This is a genomic window from Comamonas terrae, assembly GCF_001544075.1.
GTDB lineage: Bacteria > Pseudomonadota > Gammaproteobacteria > Burkholderiales > Burkholderiaceae_C > Comamonas > Comamonas terrae.
Genome location: NZ_BCNT01000006.1, coordinates 97,583 through 121,969, shown reverse-complemented (window position 1 = coordinate 121,969; position 24,387 = coordinate 97,583). Strand labels below are relative to the sequence as shown.

17 protein-coding genes are annotated in these 24,387 nt (G+C 66.2%); 12 read left to right on the top strand and 5 right to left on the bottom strand.

Annotated elements, in window-relative coordinates:
- Positions 1-122 precede the first annotated feature (122 nt).
- Together Cte04_RS10815 and Cte04_RS10810 are read left to right on the top strand one after the other, a co-directional pair.
- The gene (locus Cte04_RS10815) at positions 123-1,205 is read left to right on the top strand and encodes a TRAP transporter substrate-binding protein (RefSeq protein WP_066476537.1); all 1,083 of its coding nucleotides are present in this window, start codon (positions 123-125) and stop codon (positions 1,203-1,205) included.
- A 391-nt stretch (positions 1,206-1,596) separates the two neighbouring features.
- The gene (locus Cte04_RS10810) at positions 1,597-2,139 is read left to right on the top strand and encodes an HAD hydrolase-like protein (RefSeq protein WP_217997577.1); all 543 of its coding nucleotides are present in this window, start codon (positions 1,597-1,599) and stop codon (positions 2,137-2,139) included.
- A 134-nt stretch (positions 2,140-2,273) separates the two neighbouring features.
- Here Cte04_RS10810 and Cte04_RS10805 read toward each other — a convergent pair whose 3' ends face one another.
- The 4 genes from Cte04_RS10805 to Cte04_RS10790 all read right to left on the bottom strand — a co-directional run bounded on the left by Cte04_RS10805 (position 2,274) and on the right by Cte04_RS10790 (position 7,911).
- Positions 2,274-3,497: a GGDEF domain-containing protein gene (locus Cte04_RS10805; protein WP_066477077.1), complete on the bottom strand. Its 1,224-nt coding sequence runs from the start codon at positions 3,495-3,497 to the stop codon at positions 2,274-2,276.
- 365 nt (positions 3,498-3,862) lie between these two features.
- Complete coding sequence (locus tag Cte04_RS10800; RefSeq protein ID WP_066476531.1) at positions 3,863-5,710, bottom strand: TRAP transporter large permease; 1,848 nt, start codon at positions 5,708-5,710, stop codon at positions 3,863-3,865.
- 21 nt (positions 5,711-5,731) lie between these two features.
- Positions 5,732-6,361, bottom strand: a complete 630-nt coding sequence (locus Cte04_RS10795) for a TRAP transporter small permease subunit (protein ID WP_066476528.1) — start codon at positions 6,359-6,361, stop codon at positions 5,732-5,734.
- Positions 6,362-6,756: 395 nt separating this feature from the next.
- Positions 6,757-7,911 carry a helix-turn-helix domain-containing protein gene (locus Cte04_RS10790; RefSeq protein WP_066476523.1) on the bottom strand — a complete coding sequence of 385 codons (1,155 nt, stop codon included), beginning with the start codon at positions 7,909-7,911 and terminating at the stop codon, positions 6,757-6,759.
- Between the two features lie 182 nt (positions 7,912-8,093).
- On the opposite strand from Cte04_RS10790, the gene Cte04_RS10785 reads away from it, so the two are divergent.
- The 6 genes from Cte04_RS10785 to Cte04_RS10760 are packed head-to-tail and all read left to right on the top strand — an operon-like array spanning position 8,094 to position 14,734.
- Positions 8,094-8,573 (top strand): (2Fe-2S)-binding protein, encoded by a 480-nt coding sequence (locus Cte04_RS10785; RefSeq protein ID WP_066476518.1) that lies wholly within the window; start codon positions 8,094-8,096, stop codon positions 8,571-8,573.
- 34 nt (positions 8,574-8,607) lie between these two features.
- On the top strand, positions 8,608-10,995 hold the full coding sequence (locus tag Cte04_RS10780) for a xanthine dehydrogenase family protein molybdopterin-binding subunit (RefSeq protein ID WP_066476516.1): 2,388 nt from the start codon (positions 8,608-8,610) through the stop codon (positions 10,993-10,995).
- A 20-nt stretch (positions 10,996-11,015) separates the two neighbouring features.
- Positions 11,016-11,810, top strand: a complete 795-nt coding sequence (locus Cte04_RS10775) for an FAD binding domain-containing protein (RefSeq protein ID WP_066477076.1) — start codon at positions 11,016-11,018, stop codon at positions 11,808-11,810.
- Between the two features lie 28 nt (positions 11,811-11,838).
- Complete coding sequence (locus Cte04_RS10770) at positions 11,839-12,759, top strand: AAA family ATPase (protein ID WP_066476513.1); 921 nt, start codon at positions 11,839-11,841, stop codon at positions 12,757-12,759.
- 1 nt (position 12,760) lies between these two features.
- Entirely contained in the window at positions 12,761-14,014 is a 1,254-nt protein-coding gene (locus Cte04_RS10765) for a vWA domain-containing protein (protein ID WP_083526614.1), read from the top strand.
- A 33-nt stretch (positions 14,015-14,047) separates the two neighbouring features.
- The gene (locus Cte04_RS10760) at positions 14,048-14,734 is read left to right on the top strand and encodes an SRPBCC family protein (RefSeq protein WP_066476508.1); all 687 of its coding nucleotides are present in this window, start codon (positions 14,048-14,050) and stop codon (positions 14,732-14,734) included.
- A gap of 60 nt (positions 14,735-14,794) precedes the next feature.
- On the opposite strand, the gene Cte04_RS10755 is transcribed toward Cte04_RS10760, so the two are convergent.
- Positions 14,795-15,175 (bottom strand): nuclear transport factor 2 family protein, encoded by a 381-nt coding sequence (locus tag Cte04_RS10755; RefSeq protein ID WP_066476506.1) that lies wholly within the window; start codon positions 15,173-15,175, stop codon positions 14,795-14,797.
- A 301-nt stretch (positions 15,176-15,476) separates the two neighbouring features.
- Here Cte04_RS10755 and Cte04_RS10750 point away from each other — a divergent pair, with 301 nt between their 5' ends.
- The 4 genes from Cte04_RS10750 to Cte04_RS10735 all read left to right on the top strand — a co-directional run bounded on the left by Cte04_RS10750 (position 15,477) and on the right by Cte04_RS10735 (position 24,368).
- Positions 15,477-17,120: an efflux RND transporter periplasmic adaptor subunit gene (locus tag Cte04_RS10750; RefSeq protein WP_441529263.1), complete on the top strand. Its 1,644-nt coding sequence runs from the start codon at positions 15,477-15,479 to the stop codon at positions 17,118-17,120.
- Between the two features lie 81 nt (positions 17,121-17,201).
- A complete protein-coding gene (locus Cte04_RS10745; RefSeq protein ID WP_066476503.1) occupies positions 17,202-20,387 on the top strand; it encodes an MdtB/MuxB family multidrug efflux RND transporter permease subunit in 3,186 nt (1,061 codons plus the stop codon).
- A 607-nt stretch (positions 20,388-20,994) separates the two neighbouring features.
- A complete protein-coding gene (locus Cte04_RS10740) occupies positions 20,995-21,198 on the top strand; it encodes a hypothetical protein (RefSeq protein ID WP_157081944.1) in 204 nt (67 codons plus the stop codon).
- Positions 21,195-24,368, top strand: a complete 3,174-nt coding sequence (locus tag Cte04_RS10735; RefSeq protein WP_066476501.1) for an efflux RND transporter permease subunit — start codon at positions 21,195-21,197, stop codon at positions 24,366-24,368. The genes Cte04_RS10740 and Cte04_RS10735 overlap by 4 nt, the downstream gene beginning before the upstream one ends.
- Positions 24,369-24,387: the final 19 nt, after the last annotated feature.

Sequence of the window (24,387 nt, the reverse complement as noted above, 5' to 3'; positions counted from 1 at the left end):
ATGTGGCTGTTTTTTCGATGGGGCGCGGGCCATGGCTCGTGTACATTTTGAGATCGTTTTGCGATAGCAGGCCGACGCAGATCGGCTGCCTGCCTATCCCCCCGTTCATCAAGGAGACAGAAGTGGATCGTCGTTCCATTCTCAAAAATGCCGGCATCGCCGGCGTCCTGGCTGCCGGCGCGGCCCCCGCCGTCCATGCCCAGGCCGCAGTGCGCTGGCGCCTGGCTTCCAGCTTTCCCAAGTCGCTGGACACCATTTTCGGCAGCGCCGAAAAGCTGTCCCAGACCGTCAAGGCACTGTCGGGCGGCAAGTTTGAAATTTCGGTCCACCCCGCCGGTGAGCTGATGCCCGCCTTCGGCGTGGTGGATGCCCTGCAGGCCGACACCATCGATATCGCCGAGACGGCGGCCTACTACTTCACCGGCAAGGACCCCATCTTCGCCTTCAGCTGCGCCGTGCCCTTCGGCCTGACCACGCTGCAGATGAATGCCTGGAAGGACCACGGCAACGGCCGCAAGCTGCTGGACGCCTTCTTCGAGAAGTACAACTTCAAGACCGCCAGCGCAGGCAATACCACGACCCAGATGGGCGGCTGGTACCGCAAGGAAATCAAGAGCGTGGAAGACCTCAAGGGCCTGAAGATGCGTCTGGGCGGCGGCGTGTTCGGCGAAGCCATGGCCAAGCTGGGCGTGGTGGCGCAGAACATGCCCGCCGGCGACGTGTACCAGGCTCTGGAAAAGGGTACGCTGGATGCCGTGGAGTTCGTCGGTCCCTACGATGACGAAAAGCTGGGCTTCAACAAGGTCGCGCCTTACTACTACTACCCCGGCTGGTGGGAAGGCTCGGCCGACCTGGAGTTCTTCATCAACATCAAGAAGTACAACGCGCTGTCGCCCGAGAACAAGGCCATCCTGGATGCCGCCACCCGCGTGGCGGCGGCCGACATGACCAGCAAGTACCAGGTGCTCAACCCCATCGCCATCAAGAAGCTGGTGGCCAACAAGACCCAGCTCAAGATGTTCCCCAAGGCGCTGATGGACGCCGGCTTCAAGGCTTCGATGGAAGTGTTTGCCGAGCACGAAGCCAAGTCGCCTGAATTCAAGAAGATCCACCAGGACATGCGCGCCTTCCAGCGCGACCAGATCCTGTGGAACCGCTTCTCCGAGTTCCCGTTCAACCAGTACATGGCCTCCGCCAAGATCTGATGGATATGAGCAGGGCATGGCCCTGTTCGAAAAAAACCGCAGCTTGCTGCGGTTTTTGTCTTTGAGCTCGCAGAAATTTAAGCAGCGGACGATGTGGCTGAGGCTGCTCTGGGGTAGCTTTCGCATCCCTCTTTGATCTCTTTATCGCTCCCATAGGGGGCGTGCTGACTGCTTTCCCGATACGCTTTTTCACTAACTCATTTGGCTTTGGCATATAAGTCGGAAAAGCCTTTGGAGATATTCGCAGTGACTGATACACGAACCCTTCGCGGCGCGACCATCGCTTTCGACCTTGATGGCACGCTAAGTGAAGCGGGCCCAGATTTAATTGGAGCAGTGAACGCCACCCTGATCTCAGAAGGCTTTAAGGCGCTGCCCTATACCAAAATGCATGGCCTTTCATCAGCCGTGGAGCCCATTGGCTGCTTCAAGGGGTCTTACGGAAGCTGGAGCGAAAGACCCCGACGGTCTCGCTAATGCACTTTTTGGGCGCTTCCTAAATCACTGCGGTGCGTATATCGCGGATGAGAGCCGGCCTTTTTCCGGTGTGATTGATGCCCTAAAAGAATTGAAGGCAGCGGGCGCGAAACTGGTGGTCTGTACCAATAAGCCTGCTGATCTGTCAATTAGTCTGCAGACCAAGATCAGTATGGTTGCACTATTTGATGGCGTGGTCGGAATTGATGCCGTTACTGCGGCGAAGCCTAATGCAGCACACTTGATTGAAGCGGTGGAATCTGTGGGAGGTGATTTGGCTCGCACGGTCATGGTCGGGGATGCAGATGCCGATGCGGGAGTCGCTCATGCAGCGGCGACACCGCTAATCTTGGTTGATTTCGGCTATACCGAAACTCCTGCTGCTGAGCTCGCCCCCGATGTGCTGATACAGCATTTCGATGATTTGGTTGATGCATGTACCGCCATTTTTAACTGATCGATTTTTGTGGCTTGAACAAACGCTCCCCATTTTGCGACATGGACTCAAGGTCTGCTATTGGCCGAAATATGGCTGCCGCTGGGCAACTGGCGCGGGACATTGATACCTGCTGGAAGATCGGCGGGCCTAGGCTAGATCATCGGGCTGATCTGGCGCGTAGATGAGCTCATGCTCTGAACGGGGTGATGGCTGTCGGCAGGTTGGAACAATTCGACCCGATTGCGTCCTGAGGTTTTGCCGCGGTAAAGCGCGGTGTCGGCCTGTTTCATGGCGTCTTCCAGCGCAGATTTGTTCGCGAAGCTCTGTGAAACCCCAATCGTGACTGTGCAATGCAGCGATTGATCGGAGTCGTTGATCCGGAGAGCTTGCTTTTCTACCTCCAGACGCAAGCGTTCCGCCAAATGCAGAACTCCCTGTGTGTCAGTGTCCAGGCAGATGACAACGAACTCCTCCCCGCCAAGACGGCTGACCAGATCGCTGCGGCAAGCGGTGGCCCGGAGAACCTCGGCCACGTGGCATAGAACCGCATCTCCGATCTGATGCCCATAGGTGTCGTTGATGCGTTTGAAATGGTCAACGTCCAGCATCAGCAGGTATGCAGCCTCTGTCTTGCGCGTGTTGAAACACAGTTGCAGGGTCTCTTTGAGTCCTCGGCGGTTGAGTAGCTGCGTCATGGGGTCGCGCGCAGCAATGCCGCGAAGCTCGTCGGTCAATCGGCGCAATATCAGCCAGACAATCGATGGCGGCAACACCGTGGCCAGGAACGACATATAGATGTAGAACACCAGTTGAAAATTGCGGTCCATCTGCAGCGCCTCCAGGCCCCCCTCCAGCAGCTTCATGAACTTCAGTGCGTTGAGTACGCAGATGCCGCTGATCAGAACTGCAAAGAACACCATTTCGCCATACAAGTCCTTGGCAAAGGTGCGCACGCCATAGATCACGGTGATGGCCATGATCAAGAACAGCAGTGCCGACATGCCTGAAAGCATGGCGTAGCGGGCGACCGGGCCCAGGCTCCACTGCACCAATACTTGGGCGACGCTGTAGACCGCGGCAAATGCCAGCAGCGGGCGCAACAGAGGAACGGGTTGCCCAAAGAAGCGCATGGCCCCGAGCCAGTAAGCCACCGGTGAGGCCAGTGTCAGGGTATGGTTTACCAGGCTCATCAGGCTCCAGGCGGGGCCTCCCTCCAGCAGTTGCAGCACATAGGCCAAACCCAGCAGGAGGTTGCCCATGGCAAAAAAATCCATCCCCATTTTTTTGCCTTGCAGGCGCTTGCTGATGAGCAAAAACATGACCGAAAAGCACAGCAGATGTGCGCACAGCATGCCGACGAGAACGGTAGCAACCATGTTGAGATTCAAAGGGGATGGTGGAGTCTGTGGTACATCGCTTTGCAAAGATGGCTAAGGATTTGACCGCCGGTCTTTGCAACAATGTGTAATCAAAAAAACGAGATGGAGTTTAAGCGCCTGCGTGTAGTTTCCAAATCCCAGGGCTGAGGCAGGGGGCAGATGCTTGCCGGACGTTGCCGGCTGCGTGGGGGCGCTGACAAGTCTTTGATCGGTCGAACACGGCCGCGCAGAGCAGGTGGTGCTGCCCGCATCTCTGCACCCTATATCGAGGCTTGGCAGTTCGCTGCATCCGCTGCGAAACAGACAGAAAAAAGCCCCGGCTCTTTCGAGACAGGGCTTGATGAAGCAAGGCTTCGCGAACTTTACTTGGCTGCCGGGGCTGCCTTGAGCGAGTCCTGCAAGGCCTTGGCCGGATCGTCCGAGCCGTAGGCGCCGGCGTCGGGGGCTGGCGCTTCGGGCGCAGCCGGGCTGCCGTCCTTGGGCGCCTCGGGTGCGGCCGAACCTTCCTCGCCTTCCTCGGGGGCCCCAAACGGGTTTTCCGTGCCATAGCCGCCACCGGCGTCGTTGAGCTGCTCGAGCATCTGGTCGCCAATCTTGTTCATGTCCACGGCCACAGGTTTGTCCAGCGCACCGGTCACGATGCCGGGGAAGGCGATCAGCACGCCCACCATCACCAGCTGGATCAGCACGAAGGGAATGGCTCCCTTGTAGATCTGCATGGTGGTCACGGGTTCGACCACCTTGTGCGTGACCCGGTCCACATACTGCTTTTCAGGCGCCACCGAACGCAGGAAGAACAGCGCGAAGCCGAACGGCGGATGCATGAACGAAGTCTGCATGTTCACGGCCAGCAGCACGCCGAACCAGATCAGGTCGATCCCCATCTTGTCGGCAACCGGCCCCAGCAGCGGCACCACGATGAACGAGAGTTCGAAGTAGTCCAGGAAGAAGGCCAGGAAGAAGATCATGATGTTGACCACGATCAGGAAGCCCACCTGGCCGCCCGGCAGGCTGGTCAGCAGATGCTCGACCCACTTGGGGCCGTCGGCGGCCTGGAACACCAGGCTGAAGGTCGTTGCGCCGATCATGATGAACATCACGAAGCTGGCGAGCTTGGTCGTCGATGCCAGGGCCTGCTTGAGCAGGTCCATGTTCAGGCGCCGGCGCGCGAAGCCCATGACCAGTGCCGCCATGGCCCCCATGGCACCGCCTTCGGTCGGCGTGGCAATGCCCAGGAAGATGGTGCCCAGCACCAGGAAGATCAGCAGCAGCGGCGGAATCAGCACAAAGGTCACGCGTTCGGCCAGCCTGGACAGCAGCCCCAGCTTGAAGACGCGGTTCAGCGAGGCGATCACGAAGGCGATGAAGGTGCCGCCGCACATGGCCGTGACGATTTTTTCGTCGGTGGCGACTTCGGTCACCAGCTGGCCTTGCCACCAGGTGTGGATGTCGGTCATGTGCTGGGCCATGAAGATGGCCACGGCGGCCGAGATGGCGGCCACCACCACCAGCGAGGTGTAGCCGCCGCTGCCATTGGCCTCGCGGTAGATGCGGGCCTCGGGCGGCAGCGCGGGCACCATCTTGGGCCTGAACACGGCCAGCAGCACCACCCACAGCACGTACAAGCCCATCAGCATGAAGCCGGGAATGAAGGCGCCTTTGTACATGTCGCCCACGCTCTTGCCCAGCTGGTCGGCCATCAGGATCAGAACCAGGGACGGCGGGATGATCTGCGCCAGCGTGCCCGAGGCGGCGATCACGCCGGAGGCCAGGCGGCGGTCGTAGTCGTAGCGCAGCATGATGGGCAGGGAGATCAGGCCCATGGAGATCACCGAGGCCGCCACCACGCCCGTGGTCGCGGCCAGCAGCGCGCCCACGAAGATCACGGCCAGCGCCAGGCCGCCGCGGATGGGGCCGAATACCTGGCCCACGGTGTCGAGCAGGTCCTCGGCCATGCCGGAGCGCTCCAGGATCAGGCCCATCAGGGTGAAGAAGGGCACGGCCAGCAAGGTGTCGTTGGCCATGATGCCGATCAGGCGCTGGGGCAGCCAGGCCATCACGGAGGAGGGGAACACGCCCAGTTCGATGCCCAGGAAGCCGAAGGCTAGGCCTGCGGCACCCAGGCTGAAGGCGACGGGAAAGCCCAGCAGCAGGAAGACGATCAGCCCCGCGAACATGATGGGGGCGTAGTTGGCAGCAATGAATTCCATTGGATATGTCTCCTGCTGCCTTCAGGCCTTGTGCGAACCGGCTTGCGCGGCCAGGGCCTCAAGCTGCTTGCGCTCGGCTTCGGCGCGCAGGGCCTCGGCCAGTTCTTCTTCCGCGCTCTTGTCGCCGAGCTTGCCCGTGGGATCAGGGCCGTCGCCGGTCAGGAACGCGATGCGCTTGATCAGCTCGGAAATGCCTTGCAGCAGCAGCAGCGTCACGCCCACGGGAATCGCCATCCACACGGGCCAGCGGATCAGGCCGCCAGGATTGCCCGACATCTCGCCGGACTGGATCATCTGCATCACCACGGGCGTCGTCAGCCAGAGGATGGTCAGGCACAGCGGAGTCAGGAAAAAGGCGAAGCCCAGGATGTCGATCCAGACCTGGACCTTCTTGGACAGGCGGCTGTTGATCACGTCGATGCGCACATGCTCGCGGTGCAGCAGCGTGTAGCCTGCGGCAATCAGGAACGACCACGCAAACAGATACCACTGGACTTCCAGGAAGGCATTGGAGCTGGTGTCGAAGACTTTGCGGACGATGGCGTTGGCGGCGCTGATGAAGGTGGCGGCAAATATCAGCCAGATGCAATATTTGCCGACAAAGGCATTCAGCCTGTCGATGGCCCTGGAAAGGGCAAGAAAAGCCTGCATGGTGTCTCCAGAAAGTAGGCTGTGTGCGTCGCACGCTGGGGGCCGGTAAGCCTCAGGAGCGATCTGTTTGGATGGATCGGAAACGGCCGGGCCCCCGGTTGCCCCGTGATCGCAGCCGTCAGGCAGGGCGATGCCCGGCAAAAGCCGGGGCCGGTGGCGCTGGCCGTTCCAAGCCAAGGATTCTACGAAGTGGCGGGTCCTGTTCCCGCCAAATTTCGTCGTGCCTGTGGCGGCATAGCGTCAGTGAACATGTGCTCTTTTGTTGATAGCTGCAGACGCTTTCCGGATATGGGGTAGAACTGCTTTTCTTTCGTATTGGTTGCGAAGGCAAGCGCCCGGCGCCGGCGCGGCGCTTGGGGTAAGTCCCGTGCCGAAGCTTTGGGCCGCAGTCCGCTTCAGCCGGCCGGCGGCCTGCGCCGGGACAGGCGCCGGTACAGCGTGGCGCGGCTCAGCCCCAGGTTCCTGGCCGCCAGGCTGATGTTGCCGCCGGCTTCCTGCACGGCCTGCTGGATCAGCAGTTGCTCGTTGGTGCGCAGCGGCATGGCGCCCGAGGCGGGCCGGGGGGTGGCCGCCAGCCCCTGGAAGAGCCCGGGCTGCAGCGCCGGCCCGGTGCGCACCAGCGCCTGCAGCCGCAGGCCCGACCACAGCGGCACCTGTACGGGCTCGTCCTGGCGGCGGCGTGCATGGTCCACCAGATTGCTCCAGGGCATGGCCAGCAGCTCCTGGCAGTGCAGACGCCCGCCCGGCGGCTGCAGGGGGCGTGGAACCAGCTGGCGCGCCACGGTGTTGCCGCCCAGCAGGTAGCCTTCGGCATCCAGGGCCAGCAGGCCTTCGCCTTCCTGTCCCAGCGGACCGCCAGGCCAGTTCAGGTGTAGCAGCACCGCATGGGGCATGGCGCGCAGCAGACGGTCTTCCATGGCGCGCGCGCAGCGCAGGGCCAGCAGCTGCAGCTCGGGGCGCTCGGGCACCTCGATGCCCGTGATGTCCAGCATGCCCAGGCACTGTCCCTCGGGCCCGAAGACGGGCGCGCCCGCACAGCTGTAGTCGCGCAGCGCATCGAAGAAATGCTCGCGTTGGTGCAGCCAGACCGGCCCCTGCTCAGCCAGCGCCGCGCCGATGGCCGAGGTGCCCACGCCATGCTCGGACAGATCCACGCCCACGCGGCCGATGGCCAGGGCGCGCAGGTCCTGGCGGTTCACCGGGCCCTGGACTTCGAGCACCGTGCCGGCGGCATCGGTCAGCAGGCAGAAATAGCGCATAGCCCCCACGGCCCCCACCAGCTGGGCCATCACGGGCCGTGCGGCCTGGATCAGAGCCTGATGGCGCTCCTGCGCATGGCGCAGCGCATGCGGTCCCACGGCCTCGAACTCCACCTTGTCCTGCGGGCGCCGGCCGCCTGCCATGCAGCGCTGCCAGGAGCGCCACAGCCAGCCGGCCACGCCCTGCGGCACGAGCGCGTTCTCGGCGCCGGAAAGCATCTGGGTGCGAGCCTGGGCGACCAATACATGGCGCTCGCCGGCCGGGGGCGCTGCGGGGCAGAGTGAGGTCATGGGGCGGAGGGCTTGTGGGCTGCGGTGGGTTGTCTCATTTTGAGACTATCTGCGCTGTGGCCCGCTGCCTTGGGGGACAACCCTAGGGCTGCCGCAGCGCCGGCACCTGACCATGCAGGGGTGCACCGAGTCTGTTTTTCCCCAGGAGCAATTCGAGCCGGTCACCGGCAGGAGGCAGCACGATGAATGTCCAGTTCACGGTCAACGGCCGCGCGGCCAGCATTGACATCCCGCCCAACACCTTGCTTGTGCATGCGCTGCGCGAGCACCTGCACCTGACCGGCACCCATGTGGGCTGCGACACCAGCCAGTGCGGTGCCTGCACGGTCATCGTCGACGGGCGCGCCATCAAGTCCTGCACCATGCTGGCCGTGCAGGCCCAGGGCTGCGAGGTGCAGACCATCGAGGGCCTGGCCGCCGCCGACGGCAGCCTGCACCCCATGCAGGCCGCATTCAAGCAGTGCCACGGCCTGCAATGCGGCTTCTGTACGCCGGGCATGGTGATGAGCGCCATCGACCTGTGCCGCCACAGCCCCGAGGCCGGCGACGGCGAGATCCGCGAGCTGCTCGAAGGCAACATCTGCCGCTGCACGGGCTACCAGAACATCGTCGCCGCGGTCAAGAAGGGCCGCGAAGGCATGCAGGCCGCGCCGTCCGCCTGATACGCAGACCCGCCAGGACACAAGGAGACACACCATGGGTGCATCCGACTTTTCCAAGCTCCCGCACATCGGCGAGGCCGTGCTGCGCAAGGAGGACGAGCGCTTTCTCACCGGCGCCGGCCAGTACACCGACGACATCACGCTGGGCGCCCAGGCCTATGCGGTCTTCGTGCGCTCGCCCCATGCCCATGCCAGGCTGCGCAGCGTCGACACCACCGCGGCCAGGGCGGCCCCGGGCGTGATCGGCGTGCTCACGGGCGCTGACGTGGCGGCCGACAAGATCAACGGCCTGCCCTGCGGCTGGCTGATCACCAGCACCAACGGCGAGCCCATGAAGGAGCCTCCGCACCCCATCCTGGCGCTCGATACCGTGCGCTACGTGGGCGACCAGGTGGCCATGGTCGTGGCCGAGACGCTGCAGCAGGCGCGCGACGCGGCCGAGCTGGTGGAAGTGGATTACGAGGTGCGGCCCGCGGTCGTGAACGTGGCCGATGCTGCCGCGGGCCGCATTGCCGGCGCCACGGTGCACGACATCGCGCCCGACAACCACTGCTACAAATGGGCCATAGGCGACAAGGCCGGCGTGGACGCGGTGTTCGCGGGCGCGGCCCATGTCACGCGGCTGGACCTTGTCAACAACCGGCTGATTCCCAACGCCATGGAGCCGCGCGTGGCCATAGGCAGCTACAACCGGGCCAGCGACGAATACACGCTGTACGTGGCCAACCAGAACCCGCACGTGGAGCGCCTGCTGATGACGGCCTTCGTGCTGGGCCTGCCCGAAAGCCGGGTGCGCGTGATCGCGCCCGACGTGGGGGGCGGCTTCGGCTCCAAGATCTTCCTCTACGCCGAGGACGTCTGCCTGACCTGGGCGGCGCGCAAGCTCAACCGCAACATCAAGTGGACGGCCGACCGCAGCGAGTCCTTCCTCTCCGATGCCCACGGCCGCGACCATGTGAGCCATGCCGAGATGGCCATGGACGCCAACGGCAAGTTCCTGGCCATGCGCGTGCACACGGATGCCAACCTCGGCGCCTATCTGTCCACGTTCGCCAGCGCCGTGCCCACCATCCTCTATGCCACGCTGCTGGCCGGGCAGTACGCGACGCCGCAGATCTATGTGGAGGTCGATGCCTGGTTCACGCACACGGCTCCCGTGGATGCCTACCGCGGCGCGGGCCGGCCCGAGGCCACCTACCTGCTCGAGCGCCTGGTCAGCCGCTGCGCCTGGGAGATGAACCTCTCGCAGGCCGAGATCCGCCGGCGCAACTTCATCACCAGCTTCCCCTACCAGACGCCGGTGGCGCTGCAGTACGACGTGGGCGACTACCACGCCTGCATGGACCAGGCCGAGCAGCTGGCCGACGTGGCGGGATTTGCCGCGCGCCGTGCCGAGAGCGAGGCCAGGGGCCTCAGGCGCGGTATCGGCTACAGCAGCTACATCGAGGCCTGCGGCCTGGCGCCCAGCAACATCGCGGGCGCACTCGGCGCCCGCGCGGGCCTGTTCGAATGCGGCGAGGTGCGCGTGCATCCCACGGGCAGCGTGACGGTGTTCACGGGCTCGCACAGCCACGGCCAGGGGCACGAGACCACGTTTGCCCAGGTGGTGGCGGCGCGGCTGGGCATACCGGTGGAAAACGTGGACGTGGTGCACGGCGACACGGGGCGCGTGCCTTTCGGCATGGGCACCTACGGCTCGCGCTCCATCAGCGTGGGCGGCGCAGCCATCATGAAGGCGCTGGACAAGATCGAGGCCAAGGCCAAGAAGATCGCGGCCCACCTGCTGGAGGCCAGCGACGCCGATATCGACTTCGCCGACGGCGAATTCACAGTGCGCGGCACGGACCGCAAGATCCCGTTCGCCCAGATCGCGCTCACGGCCTATGTGCCCCACAACTATCCGCTGGACAAGCTGGAGCCCGGCCTCAACGAGACCGCGTTCTACGACCCGACCAACTTCACCTTCCCCGCAGGCACCTATATCTGCGAGGTGGAGGTGGACCCGGCCACGGGCGTGGTGCGCGTGGACCGCTTCAGCGCCGTGGACGACTTCGGCACCATCATCAACCCCATGATCGTCGAAGGCCAGGTGCATGGCGGCCTGGCCCAGGGCATAGGCCAGGCGCTGCTGGAAAACTGCGTCTACGACCGGGAGTCGGGCCAGCTGCTCACGGGCAGCTTCATGGACTACGCCATGCCGCGTGCCGACGATCTGCCGGATTTCAGGCTGGGCACGGTGTGCACGCCCTGCACGCACAACCCGCTGGGCACCAAGGGCTGCGGCGAGGCCGGGGCCATCGGCTCGCCGCCGGCCGTCATCAACGCCGTGCTCGATGCCCTGCATCCGCTGGGCGTCAGGGACCTGGACATGCCGGCCAGCCCGCACCGGGTATGGGAAGCCATCGACGCCGCGCGCGGCTGACAAGAAAGGAAGACATCGCCATGTATGCCTTTACCTATACCCATCCTGCTTCGGTGGCCGAAGCGCTCGCCGGCGAAGGCCAGTTCCTGGCCGGAGGCCAGAGCCTGCTGCCCTCGATGAAGCTGCGCCTGGCCCAGCCCGGCGCCATCGTCGACCTCAACGGCATTGTCGAGCTGGCCGGCATTCGCGTGGCCGGCGGCCAGGTCGAGATCGGCGCCATGACGCGCCATGCCGACGTGGCGGCCAGCCGAGAGGTGCAGGCCGCCATTCCGGCGCTGGCGCAGCTGGCCGGCGGCATCGGCGACCGCCAGGTGCGCGCGCGCGGCACGCTGGGCGGCTCGCTGGCCAACAACGATCCGGCCGCCTGCTATCCGAGCGCCGTGCTGGGCCTGGGCGCCACGGTGGTCACCGACCGGCGCGAGATCGCGGCCGACGACTTCTTCCAGGGCATGTACACCACGGCGCTGGATGGCGGCGAGCTGATCCGGTGCGTGCGCTTTCCAGTACCGCAGGCGGCCGCCTATCTGAAGTTCAAGCAGCCGGCCTCGCGCTTTGCGCTGGTGGGCGTGTTCGTGGCCCGCACGGCCCAGGGCGTGCGCGTGGCGGTCACGGGCGCGGGCCTGTCCGTGTTCCGTCATGCGGAGCTGGAGGATGCGCTCAACCGCAGCTTCACGCCCGATTCGGCCGCCGGCGTGAAGATCGACGACAGCGAACTCAACAGCGACCTGCATGCCAGCGCGCGCTACCGGGCCCAGCTCATCAGTGTGCAGACACAGCGTGCGGTGGCGCAGATATTGAGTGCGAAAACTGCCTGAAACTTAAGTGGAGAAAGCGCTGGCAGCTATGAAAAGCGGAGAAGACCCCGTGGCGTCCATCGATGCGCTGATCGCCGCCCTGCGCGAGCAGGGCTATTTCGCGGATCGGCGCCTGGCCACGGCGGTATTCCTGGCACTGCGCCTGCAGCGGCCGCTGCTGCTGGAGGGCGAGCCCGGCGTGGGCAAGACGGCCCTGGCCCAGGCGCTGTCCGCCGTGCTGTCGCGCCAGCTGATACGCCTGCAGTGCTATGACGGCCTGGAGCAGCGCGAAGCGCTGTATGAATGGAACTACACGGCACAGCTGCTGCATCTGCGCGCCTCGGAAGCCGGACATCAGGAAGCCGGTGCCGATGAAAGAGAGCGCGAGCTGTACCAGCCGCGCTATCTGATTCGCCGGCCGCTGCTGCAGGCCTTGCAGGCGCCCGCGCCCGGCGCCGTGCTGCTGATCGACGAGGTGGACCGGGCCGACGAGCCTTTCGAGGCCTTTCTGCTCGAATACCTGGGCGAGTACCAGGTCAGCATTCCCGAGCTGGGCGTGGTGGCGGCCCGGGTACCGCCCGTGACCATTCTGACCAGCAACCGCACGCGCGACCTGCACGATGCCGTCAAGCGCCGCTGCCTCTACCACTGGCTGGACTACCCCGAGCGCGAGCGCGAGCTGGCCATCGTCCAGGCCAAGGTGCCCGAGGCCGCCGCCGCGCTCACGGCCCAGGTGGCGGACTTCGTGGGCCGGCTGCGCAGCCGGCCCTTCGCCGATGCATTCAGCCGCGTGCCGGGCATTGCCGAGAGCGTGGAATGGGCCAAGGCCCTGGTGGCGCTGGACACCCTGGTGCTGGATCCTGAGCTGGTGCACGAGACGGCCGGCATTCTGTTCAAGCAGCGCGAGGACATTGCCGCACTCACGCCCGAGCGGCTTGCCCAGCTGCTGGCCCCGCAGGATGAATCCTGACATGGCCGCCCCGGGACCCGCACGCGCCAGCTGGTGGGGCGATGCGCGCAGCGGCAAGCTGGCCGCCAACCTCGTGGGCTTTTGCCGCGCGCTGCGCCGCGCTGGCCTGTGCGTGGATGCACAGCGCATGGCACTGGCCCAGCAAAGCCTGGGCCTGGTCGGCCTGGCGCGCGAGGACATGGCCGCGGCGCTGGAGGCCGTGCTGGTCTCGCGTGCGCAGGACCGCGGCGTGTTCCGTGAAATGTTCGCCGCCTACTTCCGCAATCCCGAGGTGGCCCAGCAGTTGCTGACCCAGCTGCTGCCGCGTGCGCCCGAGGCCGTAGCGCCACGCCGGCGGCCACGCGTGCAGGAGGCCATGGCCACGGCCTGGCCCAACACCGCCCCAAAGCCGGCACAGGAAGAGGACGAGCTGCTGCTGGATGCCGCCATGTCGGCCGGCGACCGCCAGCGGCTGCGGCATGCGGACTTCGAGCAGCTCAGCGCCAGCGAATACCGGCTGGTGCAGCAGCTGGTGCGCGATATCGCCTTGCCGCTGCCGCGCTACCGCAGCCGCCGCAGCCTTGCGGCTGCGCGCGGGGCGCAACTGCACTGGCAGGCCAGCCTGGCCCGGGCCGCGCACACGGGCGGCGAACTGCTGCAGCTGCGTCGGCGCCAGCGCCGGATGCGGCCCTTGCCCTGGCTGGCCCTGGTCGATGTCTCGGGCTCCATGGAACGCTATGCGCGCCTGCTGCTGGCCTTTCTGCACCAGGCCACCAGCCCGGCGCGCCATCCGCTGCTGCGCCGGCATGTCTACAGCCTGGGCACGCGGCTGCAGGATCTCGAGGCTGCGTTCGCGCTGGCCGATCCCGACGCCATGCTCGGGCAGCTCAATGCCTGCATAGCCGAGTTCGGCGGCGGCACGCGCCTGGGCGAAAGCCTGGCCCAGCTGCGCCGCGAAGGCGCACGCCACCTCGTGGGCCGGCGCACGCTGGTGCTGCTGGTCAGCGACGGCCTGGATACCGGCGATGCCGGACTGCTGGAGCGCGAATTGCTCTGGCTCAGGCGCCATAGCGCGCGCCTGCTGTGGCTCAACCCCCTGTTGCGTTTTGACGGGTATGCCCCATTGGCCCAGGGCGCGGCCGTGCTGCATCGTCATGCGCATGCCATGCTGGCGGTGCACAACCTGCAGTCGCTGCAGGAACTGGCGGGCCATCTGGCGCGGCTGCTGGCCATGCCCGCGGTGGGGCTACCTGCCGGGCAACGCACGGTTTCATGACAATCTGACAGATGACTGCGAAAGGAGAGCCTTATGGAAATGCGCGCCAGCCGCCCCCTTGCCGTAAGCCAGCAACAGGCCTGGGAGGCGCTCAATGACCCGCAGGCCCTCAAGGCCTGCCTGGCCGGCTGCGAGAAATTCGAGCCGGCCGAGGATGGCGGCTACAGCGTGGTCATGGCCGTCAGGATCGGCCCGGTCTCCGCCCGGTTCAACGGCAAGATTGTGCTGTCCGATGTGGTGCCGCCCGAAAGCTACACGATTGCCTTCGAGGGGCAGGGCGGTGTGGCAGGCTTCGGCAAGGGGCAGGCGCACGTGCGGCTCGCGCCCTATCCCGAGGAGCCCGGTGATGCGCAGCGCTGCCTGCTCGCGTACGAGGTGCAGGCCCAGGTCGGCGGCAAGATCGCCCAGCTGGGACAGCGCCTGATCGACGGCGCGGCCCGCAACATGGCCGACGATTTCTTTGCCCGCTTCGATGCGCTGCTGCAGCAGCGCCACCCTGTGCAGGACATCGACGATGCGCTGGCGGCCGTACCGGCCGACGAGATCGATGCCGACGAAGTCGATACCCGCTCCTGGGAATACGATGCGGCCAATGCCGCGACCACGCCGCTGGATGCCGCGCCGGTCACGCCGCCCCATGAAAAGTCCGGCTTGCCGCTGTGGACCTGGGCGCTGGCGCTGGTTCTGGTCCTGGGCGTCGTCTGGCTCTTGATGAAGTAGGCCGCAGGATGCAAAAAGCCCCGCCTGCCTGCGCAGTGCGGGGCTTTTTTGCGGTTCGGCTTACTGGGGCTGGGCGTGGAAAGCCTTGTTGGCGATCTTCCAGCCCTGCTCGGTCTTGAGCAGCAGGAAATAGTCGGTGAAGGTCACGGCGCCATGGTGCAGCGTGACCTTGGCCATGGCGGCCGTGCCGACGATGTCCAGATAGTCGATGGTGCGGCGGCGCGTGGCTTCGTCGGCTGCGGGCGTGTTCTTGAAGCGCTGGCAGTAGAAGTCCAGGTCCCAGGAAGTCAGCGGGCCTTCGCGCACGGATTCCAGGCGGGCCGTGGGCATGAAGGCGGCGCGCATGTGCTCGGCGTTGTCTTCGGCATGGCCGCGCATGTACAGCTCCAGGGGCACGCGCACGGCGGCTTCTTCGGGATGGTTGGTCAGACGGTCGGTCATTGAATAATCTCCTTGGAACCAAGAAATGGGGGAGCCATTGCCCGGCAATGGCATGCCGCCTGGAGGCCTGGGACGGCCCGCCGCAGCCGGGCGCAATCCGGGCAGATTGGCTGAGCCTCAAGCATAGGCCGCTGGCGCCGGGGATTACCTGCACCGGAGTCAGCACAGTTTCCGTCGCACGCAGGGCTTGCACGCTCGCCCTGACGAGGGAATGCAGGCCGATGCAGCGACGTAAATCCCTCGTAAAGCGAACGTAAATGCTGGCAAAGCCGGCCATGGCCGACCCGGGCGCGCTTTGCAAATGGATACCATTGCCGCCAAGCCAATTGCCATCACGGTTGCCCCGACCGTGCCCCACACCATGCACAGCCCTTTCTCCTTCAGCGCCCAGCCTCCATCTTCGCAACGCGGCCGGGTCAGCCCGGCCATGATCGGCGGCCTGGTGCTGGTTCTTGCCGCAGCAGGGGGGGGCGTCTGGTGGTACAAGCACCGTGCTGGCGGCGATGCGTCCACTGCCCAGGCCCAGCCCGGCGGCCAGGCGGCCGGAAGAGGTTCCCGCGGCGGCGGGCGTGGCGGCCCGGGCGGCCCTGGCGCCTTCGGTGCCGGCCAGGCCCAGCCTGTTTCCGTGGGCGTGGTGGACAGGCGCGACATGCGCGTGCTGGTCAGCGCCATCGGCACCATGAACGCGCGGGCCACGGCCGTGGTGCGGGCCAAGGTCTCGGGTGAGCTGCAAAAGCTGCATTTCAAGGAAGGCGATGAGGTCAAGGCCGGCCAGCTGCTGGCCGAGATCGACCCCCGCAGCTTCCAGGCCAGCTATGACCAGGCGCTGGGGTCGCTGCAGCGCGACCAGGCCCTGCTCAAGAACGCGCAGCTCGACCTCAAGCGCTATCAGGAGCTGCAGGCCCAGGATTCGATCGCCAGCCAGCAGGTGGACACCCAGGCGGCGCTGGTGCGCCAGTACCAGGGCACGGTGGCGGCGGACAAGGGCCAGGTCGATGCGGCCCGGCTGCAGCTCGGCTACACCCGCATCACCGCGCCGATTGCGGGCCGGCTGGGCCTGCGCCAGGCCGATCTGGGCAACGTGGTCAACCCTTCGGATGCCAACGGCATCGTCACCATCACCCAGGTGCGGCCCATCGATGCGCTGTTCTCGCTGCCCGAGGCGCACGTGGGCACGCTGGCCGGCCAGCTCGCGGAGGGCACGGACCTGCCCGTGGAGCTGTGGGACCGCGACCAGAAGCAGCTGCTGGCCAAGGGCCGGCTGAACTCGCTGGACAACACCATCGACACCGCCACCGGTACCGTGAAGGCCAAGGCCGCCTTTGCCAATGCCGACAACCGGCTGTTCGCCAACCAGTTCGTCAACGTCAAGCTGCAGGTCAATCTGCTGGAGAACGTGCTGACCGTGCCGGTCACGGCCGTGCAGAACAACTATGTATATCTGGTGCAGTCCGACAAGACGGTGACGCAGCGCAAGATCAAGGTCGGCGTGACCGACGGCGACCGCGTCAGCGTGCAGGGCGATCTGCAGCCTGGCGACCAGGTGGTGACCGACGGCATCGACCGCCTGCGCGAAGGTGCCCAGGTCACGGTGATCGCGGCCGACAAGGTGCAGAAGGTGGACCAGGCGGTACAGGATGCGGCCAGCCAGCCGCGAGGGATGCGCAATCTCACGCCCGAGCAGCGCGCCAAGCTGGCCTCCATGACACCCGAGGAGCGCAAGGCATTCTTCCAGAAGCTGCGTGCCGAGCGCGGTGCGCAGGGCGGCCCGGGCGCAGAGGGCCGAGGCCCGGCCGCCGCGGCCGACGGCGCCAATGCCCGCGGTGGCGCGCCGCACGCCAATCCGGGCGACGCCGGCCCGGCCGGCGGCAAGCCCGCAGAGCCTGTCACTCCCGCCCATCCGGGAGCGCCCGCGGCCCCTGCAGGCGCCGCCGGCGCACGATGATGGCTGGCGCCATGAACCGCTTGGCTTCCATGCTGCCGGCAGGCACCTGACAGCTCTTCTTGACAGGCAACCACGGCCATCATGAATATTTCCCGCCTCTTCATTCTCCGGCCCATTGCCACCTCGCTGCTGATGGTGGCCGTGCTGATCGCCGGCATCCTGGCCTACCGGCTGCTGCCCATCTCGGCCCTGCCCGAGGTGGACTACCCCACCATCGAGGTCACCACGCTGTATCCGGGCGCCAGTCCCGACGTGATGACTTCCAACGTCACGGCGCCGCTGGAGCGCCAGTTCGGCCAGATGCCGGGGCTGGACCAGATGTCCTCGACCAGCTCGGGCGGCGCCTCGGTGATCAGCCTGCGCTTTTCGCTGGACATGTCCATGGACGTGGCCGAGCAGCAGGTGCAGGCGGCCATCAATGCGGGCACCAACCTGCTGCCCAGCGACCTGCCCATGCCCCCGCTGTACAGCAAGGTCAACCCCGCCGACGCGCCGGTGCTGACGCTGGCCATCACCTCGCCCTCGCTGCCCGTGATCCGCGTCAACGACCTGGTCGAGAACCGGCTGGCGCCCAAGCTCTCCCAGGTCAAGGGCGTGGGCCTGGTGGCGATCGCGGGCGGGCGGCGCCCCGCCGTGCGCATCCAGGCCAACCCCGCGGCGCTGGCCAGCTACGGCATGACGCTGGACGACCTGCGCACCGCGATTGCGGCCTCCAACGTCAAGGCCGCCAAGGGAGGTTTCGACGGCTACAGCCGCGCCTCCACCATCGATGCCAACGACCAGCTGCAGTCGGCCGCCGAGTACCGCAATCTGATTGTCGCGTTCAAGAACGGCAATCCCGTGCGCCTGGCCGACGTGGCCCAGACCGTGGACGATGCGGAAAACACCCGCCTGGCCGCCTGGGCCGGCACGCCCGAGCACGGCTCCACGGCCGCGGTGGTCCTCAACATCCGCCGCCAGCCGGGCGCCAACGTCATCCAGACCGTGGATGCCATCAAGGCCCTGCTGCCCCAGCTCAAGGAAACGCTGCCGGCCTCGCTGGACGTGCAGATCCTGACCGACCGCACGGTCACCATCCGCGCCTCGGTGGAGGACATGCAGTGGGAGCTGGCGCTGGCCATCGCCCTGGTGGTGATGGTGATCTTCCTGTTCCTGCGCAGCGCCTCGGCGACCCTGATTCCCAGCGTCGCCGTGCCGCTGTCGCTGGTGGGCACCTTCGGCGTCATGTACCTGGCGGGCTTTTCGATCAACAACCTGACCCTGATGGCCCTGACCATCTCCACGGGCTTCGTGGTGGACGATGCCATCGTGATGATCGAGAACATCGCCCGCTTCGTGGAAAAGGGCGAACCGCCGCTGCAGGCGGCGCTCAAGGGCGCCAAGCAGATCGGCTTCACCATCATCTCGCTGACCATTTCGCTGATCGCGGTGCTGATCCCGCTGTTGTTCATGGGCGATGTGGTCGGACGCCTGTTCCACGAGTTTGCCATCACCATGGCCGTGGCCATACTGATCTCGGCCGTGGTCTCGCTCACGCTCACGCCCATGCTGTGCGCGCGCTTGCTGCGCCATGAGCCCGGGCAGGGCGAGCCCGGCGCAGCCGGCGCAAAACCTGCCGGCCGCTTTTCCGTCGCCATGGGCCGCTTCTTCGACAAGGTCATCGCCGAATACGGCCGCCTGCTGAGCTGGGTGCTGGACCACAGCCCGCTGACCTGGATGGTCTTCCTGGCCACGCTGGCGATCACGGTGCTGCTGTACTTCGTGGTGCCCAAGGGCTTCTTTCCCGAGCAGGACACGGGCACCATCGCGGCCACCACGGAGGCCGACCAGTCGATTTCGTTTGCCGCCATGGCCGAGCGCCAGCAGGCGCTGGCCGAGCACCTGCTCCAGGATCCGGCCGTGCAGAGCATCTCGTCCTTCATCGGCGTGGACGGCACCAACACCACGCTCAACACGGGACGCATCCAGATCGACCTCAAGCCCCACGGCCAGCGCGATGCCATGCCCGTGGTGCTGCGCCGCCTTTCCGACGATGCGCGGCAGATCGCCGGCATACGCCTGTATGCCCAGCCCGTGCAGGACCTGACCATCGAGGACCGCCAGGCGCGCACGCAGTACCAGCTGCTGCTGTCATCGCCCGACATGAACCAGCTGTCGGCCAGCACCAACACCCTGGTGGAGCGCCTGCGCCAGTTGCCCGAGCTGGTCGACGTCAGCAGCGATCTGCAGAACCAGGGCCGCCAGGCCTATGTGCAGATCGACCGGGCCCAGGCCAGCCGCCTGGGCGTGACGGTGGCGGCCATCGACTCGGCGCTGTACAACGCCTTCGGCCAGCGGCTGATCTCCACCATCTTCACGCAGTCCAACCAGTACCGCGTGGTGCTGGAGGTGGGGCCGCAGTTCAAGCTCGGGCCCGAGGCGCTGCAGACCATTTACGCGGCTTCCACCAGCGGCCCGCCCGTGCCGCTGACCTCGGTGGCCACGGTCAGCGAACGCCCCATGGCCCTGGCCGTGAACCACGTGGGCCAGCTGCCGGCCGCCACCATTTCCTTCAACACGGCCGGCGGCGTCTCGCTGGGCCATGCGGTCAAGGCCGCGCAACAGGCCATGCAGCAGATGCGCGACGAAGGGCAGTTGCCGCTGTCGGTGGATGCGCAGTTCCAGGGCGCGGCCCTGGCCTTCCAGGCCTCGCTGTCCAACACCCTGCTGCTGGTGCTGGCGGCCGTGGTCACCATGTATATCGTGCTGGGCGTGCTCTACGAGAGCACCATCCACCCGGTCACCATCCTCTCCACGCTGCCCTCGGCCGGCGTTGGCGCCCTGCTGGCGCTGCTGATCGCGGGACTGGACCTGGACATCATCGCCATCATCGGCATCGTGCTGCTGATCGGCATCGTCAAGAAGAACGCCATCATGATGATCGACTTCGCGCTGGAGGCCCAGCGCGACGAGGGCATGAGCGCGCGCGAGGCCATCCACCAGGCCTGCCTGCTGCGCTTTCGCCCCATCCTGATGACCACGCTGGCGGCCTTGCTCGGTGCCTTGCCCTTGATGATCGGCACCGGCGTGGGCAGCGAGCTGCGCCATCCGCTGGGCGTGACCATGGTCGGCGGCCTGCTCGTGAGCCAGTTGCTCACGCTGTTCACCACGCCGGTGATCTACCTGACCTTCGAACGCTGGGCCGAGCAGTGGCGCATCAGGCGCGGCCTGCCGGCGGTCAAGCACACGCCGCGCAGCGAGGATGAAGTGGAGGGCGGGCATGTTTGAGTTTGCCGTTGCTTGTGCTTTGGCGCATGCCCGTTTTGCGGGCAGAAGCCGGGTTTCGCCCCGGCGGGCGAGTTCCTTTCTTGCTCGTACAAGAAAGGAACCAAAGAATACGGCCCCGCTGTCTACGACCCCGCTGCAAAGCAGCGGGGCAACCTGTGTCGTGACGCTTGCGGGGTGTGCCGCCCAACTCGCTTTGCGCCAAAGGCGCGCCGCTCAGGCAAACGGCGGCAAGCCAGATCACGAAGCGGCTGCACTCTGCGGTGCAGCCGCCACCCCGCAAGCGCCACGCCACAGGCGCAGCCAAAGGGGAAAATTCCATTCGGGCCATCGCTGCGCTCGGCCTGGACCGTGCTTTGCCGCTGCGCGGCTCGCCTTTCGTCACAGCTCTTGCAGGCTGTCCGTATCTCCCCTTTTGTCTGCGCCTGCGGCACGCCATTCTGGCTGCGGGCAGGTGTGCCGAAGGACACGCCTGCTTTGTGATCTGACTTGCGCCCGTTTGTTTGAGCGTAGCGCTCCAGGCGCGCAGCGAGTTGGGGCGCACCGCAGCCTGAATGGCGTGACGCAGGTTTGCCCGGAGCGAAGCGCAGGGACGCAGACGGCAGGGGGCGTGTTCTTTGCCTTCTTTCTTGCACGAGCAAGAAAGAAGGTCGCCAGCCGGGGCGAGACCCGGCCTCGAAAAGCATACGCTCTGCAGTATCAAAAAAAAGAGCTAAAAGCGAAGGACTGCAAAGGGGTTAAGGTCTTTTTGGCTATTGAATACCGCTTCGCCGACAGCGGCACCACCCAGCCTATGGGAGCAGCGCACCCATGAGCATCTCCACCCCCTTCATCTTCCGCCCCATCGCCACCATGCTCCTGACCATAGGCATGGCGCTGGCCGGCGGCATGGCCTATTTCCTGCTGCCCGTGGCGCCGCTGCCGCAGGTGGACTATCCCACGATCTCGGTCACGGCCAGCCTGCCGGGCGCGGCGCCGGACACCATGGCGGCCACGGTGGCCACGCCGCTGGAGAGGGCGCTGGGCGCGATCGCGGGCGTCAACGAGATGACGTCCAGCTCCAGCATGGGCAGCACGCGCATCACGCTGCAGTTCGACCTGTCCCGCACCGTGGACAGCGCCGCGCACGACGTGCAGGCCGCCATCAACGCGGCGCGCACGCTGCTGCCTTCGGGCATGCCCAGCAATCCGACCTACCGCAAGGTCAACCCGGCCGATGCGCCCATCATGATCCTGGCGCTGACTTCGGACAGCCTCACGCGCGGCCAGATGTACGACGCGGCGTCCACGGTGCTGGCGCAAAAGCTCTCCCAGGTCGAGGGCGTGGGCCAGGCCTCGATCAGCGGCGGCGCCTTGCCGGCCGTGCGCGTGGAGCTCGATCCGCTGCGCCTGGCGGCCAACGGCATTTCTTTGGAGCAGGTGCGCACGGCGATCTCCAGCACCAATGCCAACCGCCCGCTGGGCGCGGTGGAGCGCGAGGACCATTACTGGCAGGTGGCCACCAACGACCAGGCCCGCACGGCGGCCGACTATGCGCCGCTGGTGCTGGCCTGGAAGAACGGCAATGCCGTGCAGCTGCGCGACGTGGCCGAGGTGACCGACTCCGTGCAGGATGTGCGCAACTACGGCGTCTCCAACGGCAAGCCGGCCATCCTGCTGCAGGTGTTCAAGCAGCCCGATGCCAACATCCTGCAGGCCGTGGACAAGGTGCGTGCGCTGCTGCCCCAGCTCAAGGCCTCGATTCCCGCGGCCATAGACATCACCATCATCTCGGACCGCACGCCCACGCTGCGCGCCTCGGTCAAGGAGGTGGAGCGCTCCCTCGCGATATCGGTGGCGCTGGTGATCATGGCGGTCTTCGTGTTCCTGCGCAACGCGCGCGCCGCGCTGATCCCGGCCGTGGCCGTGCCGGCCTCGCTGCTGGGCACCTTTGGCGTGATGTACCTGTGCGGCTACACGCTGGACAACCTCTCGCTGATGGCCCTCACCGTGGCCACGGGTTTTGTCGTGGACGACGCCATCGTGGTGCTGGAAAACGTGCTGCGCCACATGGAGCGCGGCAAGCCGGCCATGCGCGCGGCGCTGGACGGCGCGCGCGAGATCGGCTTCACCGTGGTCTCCATGAGCCTGTCGCTGATCGCGGTGTTCGTGCCCATTCTGTTCATGGCCGGCATCGTGGGCCGGTTCTTCCGGGAGTTTTCGGTGGTCATGGCCTCGGCCATCCTGGTGTCCATGGTGGTCTCGCTGACCACCACGCCCATGATGTGCGCGGCCCTGCTGCGCACGCCCGAGCAGGAGGCGCGCCGGCGCGCGCAGATCGCCGCCAGCCCGTGGCGCAGTCGATGGCATGCGTTCTGGCAGCGCATCTCGGATGCCATCGGCCGCTTCGAGGACGGCATGACCTCGGTCTACCGCAGGACGCTGGCCTGGTGCCTGCGCCGCCAGCCGCTGGTGATCGCCGTGCTGCTGGGCGTGGTGGGCCTCAACGTCTATCTGTACGTGGCCATCGACAAGGGCTTCATGCCCAGCGAGGACACGGGCCGCGTCATGGGCTTCATCCGCGCGGACCAGTCCACTTCGTTCCAGGCCATGCAGCGGCGCATCCAGCGCTTCCTGGCCATCGTGCAGGAAGACCCTGCCGTCGAATACGTGACGGGCTTCACGGGCGGCGGCCAGGCCAATGCGGCCAATATGTTCATGTCCCTCAAGCCTTTGCCTGAGCGCAAGGTGTCGAGCGACGAGGTCATCAACCGCCTGCGCGAAAAGCTCAAGAACGAGCCCGGCGCACGCCTGTTCATGATCACGCAGACCGATGTGCGCATCGGCGGGCGCCAGAGCATGGCCTCCTACCAGTACACGCTGCAGGCCGACGACAACGCCGAGCTGCGCCTGTGGGAGCCGCGCATACGCCAGGTGCTCTCCACGCTGCCGGAGCTGACCGACGTGAACAGCGACGTGCAGGACAACGGCATGCAGACCACGCTGGTGATCGACCGCGACCAGGCCGTGCGCCTGGGCCTGACCGTGGCGCAGATCGACAACACGCTCAACGACGCCTTCGGCCAGCGCCAGGTCGGCGTGATCTACAACCCGCTCAACCAGTACCGCGTGGTGATGGAGGCAGCGCCCCAATACCTGCAGAGCCCCGAAACGCTGCGCGGCTTCTTCTTCGTCAACAGCGCTGGCAAGCAGGTGCCGCTCACGGCCTTTGCCAAGATCACGACCACCAGCACGCCGCTGTCCGTCAACCACCAGGGCGGCACGCCGGCCAGCACCGTCAGCTACAACCTCGCGCCCGGCGTGTCGCTGTCGCAGGCCAACGACGCCATCCGCAACGCGATTGCCGAGCTGGGCGTGCCCGTTTCCATCCGCGGCTCGTTCGCCGGCTCGGCCGGAGCCTTCCAGCAGGCGCTGGCGGGGCAGCCGCTGCTGATCCTGGCGGCCATCATCACCATCTACCTGGTGCTGGGCGTGCTGTACGAGAACCTCGTGCATCCCCTGACGATCCTCTCCACGCTGCCCTCGGCCGGCGTGGGCGCGCTGCTGGCGCTGATGCTGTGCCGGACCGAGTTCTCGCTGATCGCCTTCATCGGCGTGATCCTGCTCATCGGCCTCGTGAAGAAGAACGCCATCATGATGATCGACTTCGCGCTGGAGCGCGAAAAGGGCGGCCATGTCACATCGGCCCAGGCCATCTACCGCGCCTGCGACCTGCGCCTGCGTCCGATCCTGATGACCACTTTTGCCGCCATCTTCGGCGCGCTGCCGCTGGCCCTGGGCCGGGGCGACGGCGCGGAGCTGCGCCAGCCACTGGGCATTGCCATCGTCGGCGGCCTGCTGGTCAGCCAGCTGCTCACGCTCTACACCACGCCCGTGGTCTACGTGCTGCTGGACCGCGCGCGACAGGCCGCGCGGCGTGCCTGGGCCCGGCGGCCGGGCCGCGGGCGCGGCAGCCCGGCAGCAGCCCTGCCCGCGGGAGAGTGACCATGAAAGCATTGGCTGA

Coding starts and splice junctions, on each gene's coding strand:
- Cte04_RS10775 (WP_066477076.1), top strand. CDS start 11,016: ATGTATGCCTTTACCTATACCCATCCTGCTTCGGTGGCCGAAGCGCTC.
- Cte04_RS10760 (WP_066476508.1), top strand. CDS start 14,048: ATGGAAATGCGCGCCAGCCGCCCCCTTGCCGTAAGCCAGCAACAGGCC.
- Cte04_RS10770 (WP_066476513.1), top strand. CDS start 11,839: ATGAAAAGCGGAGAAGACCCCGTGGCGTCCATCGATGCGCTGATCGCC.
- Cte04_RS10765 (WP_083526614.1), top strand. CDS start 12,761: ATGGCCGCCCCGGGACCCGCACGCGCCAGCTGGTGGGGCGATGCGCGC.
- Cte04_RS10805 (WP_066477077.1), bottom strand. CDS start 3,497: ATGGTTGCTACCGTTCTCGTCGGCATGCTGTGCGCACATCTGCTGTGC.
- Cte04_RS10795 (WP_066476528.1), bottom strand. CDS start 6,361: ATGCAGGCTTTTCTTGCCCTTTCCAGGGCCATCGACAGGCTGAATGCC.
- Cte04_RS10750 (WP_441529263.1), top strand. CDS start 15,477: ATGGATACCATTGCCGCCAAGCCAATTGCCATCACGGTTGCCCCGACC.
- Cte04_RS10755 (WP_066476506.1), bottom strand. CDS start 15,175: ATGACCGACCGTCTGACCAACCATCCCGAAGAAGCCGCCGTGCGCGTG.
- Cte04_RS10800 (WP_066476531.1), bottom strand. CDS start 5,710: ATGGAATTCATTGCTGCCAACTACGCCCCCATCATGTTCGCGGGGCTG.
- Cte04_RS10790 (WP_066476523.1), bottom strand. CDS start 7,911: ATGACCTCACTCTGCCCCGCAGCGCCCCCGGCCGGCGAGCGCCATGTA.
- Cte04_RS10785 (WP_066476518.1), top strand. CDS start 8,094: ATGAATGTCCAGTTCACGGTCAACGGCCGCGCGGCCAGCATTGACATC.
- Cte04_RS10780 (WP_066476516.1), top strand. CDS start 8,608: ATGGGTGCATCCGACTTTTCCAAGCTCCCGCACATCGGCGAGGCCGTG.
- Cte04_RS10735 (WP_066476501.1), top strand. CDS start 21,195: ATGAGCATCTCCACCCCCTTCATCTTCCGCCCCATCGCCACCATGCTC.
- Cte04_RS10745 (WP_066476503.1), top strand. CDS start 17,202: ATGAATATTTCCCGCCTCTTCATTCTCCGGCCCATTGCCACCTCGCTG.
- Cte04_RS10810 (WP_217997577.1), top strand. CDS start 1,597: ATGGCCTTTCATCAGCCGTGGAGCCCATTGGCTGCTTCAAGGGGTCTT.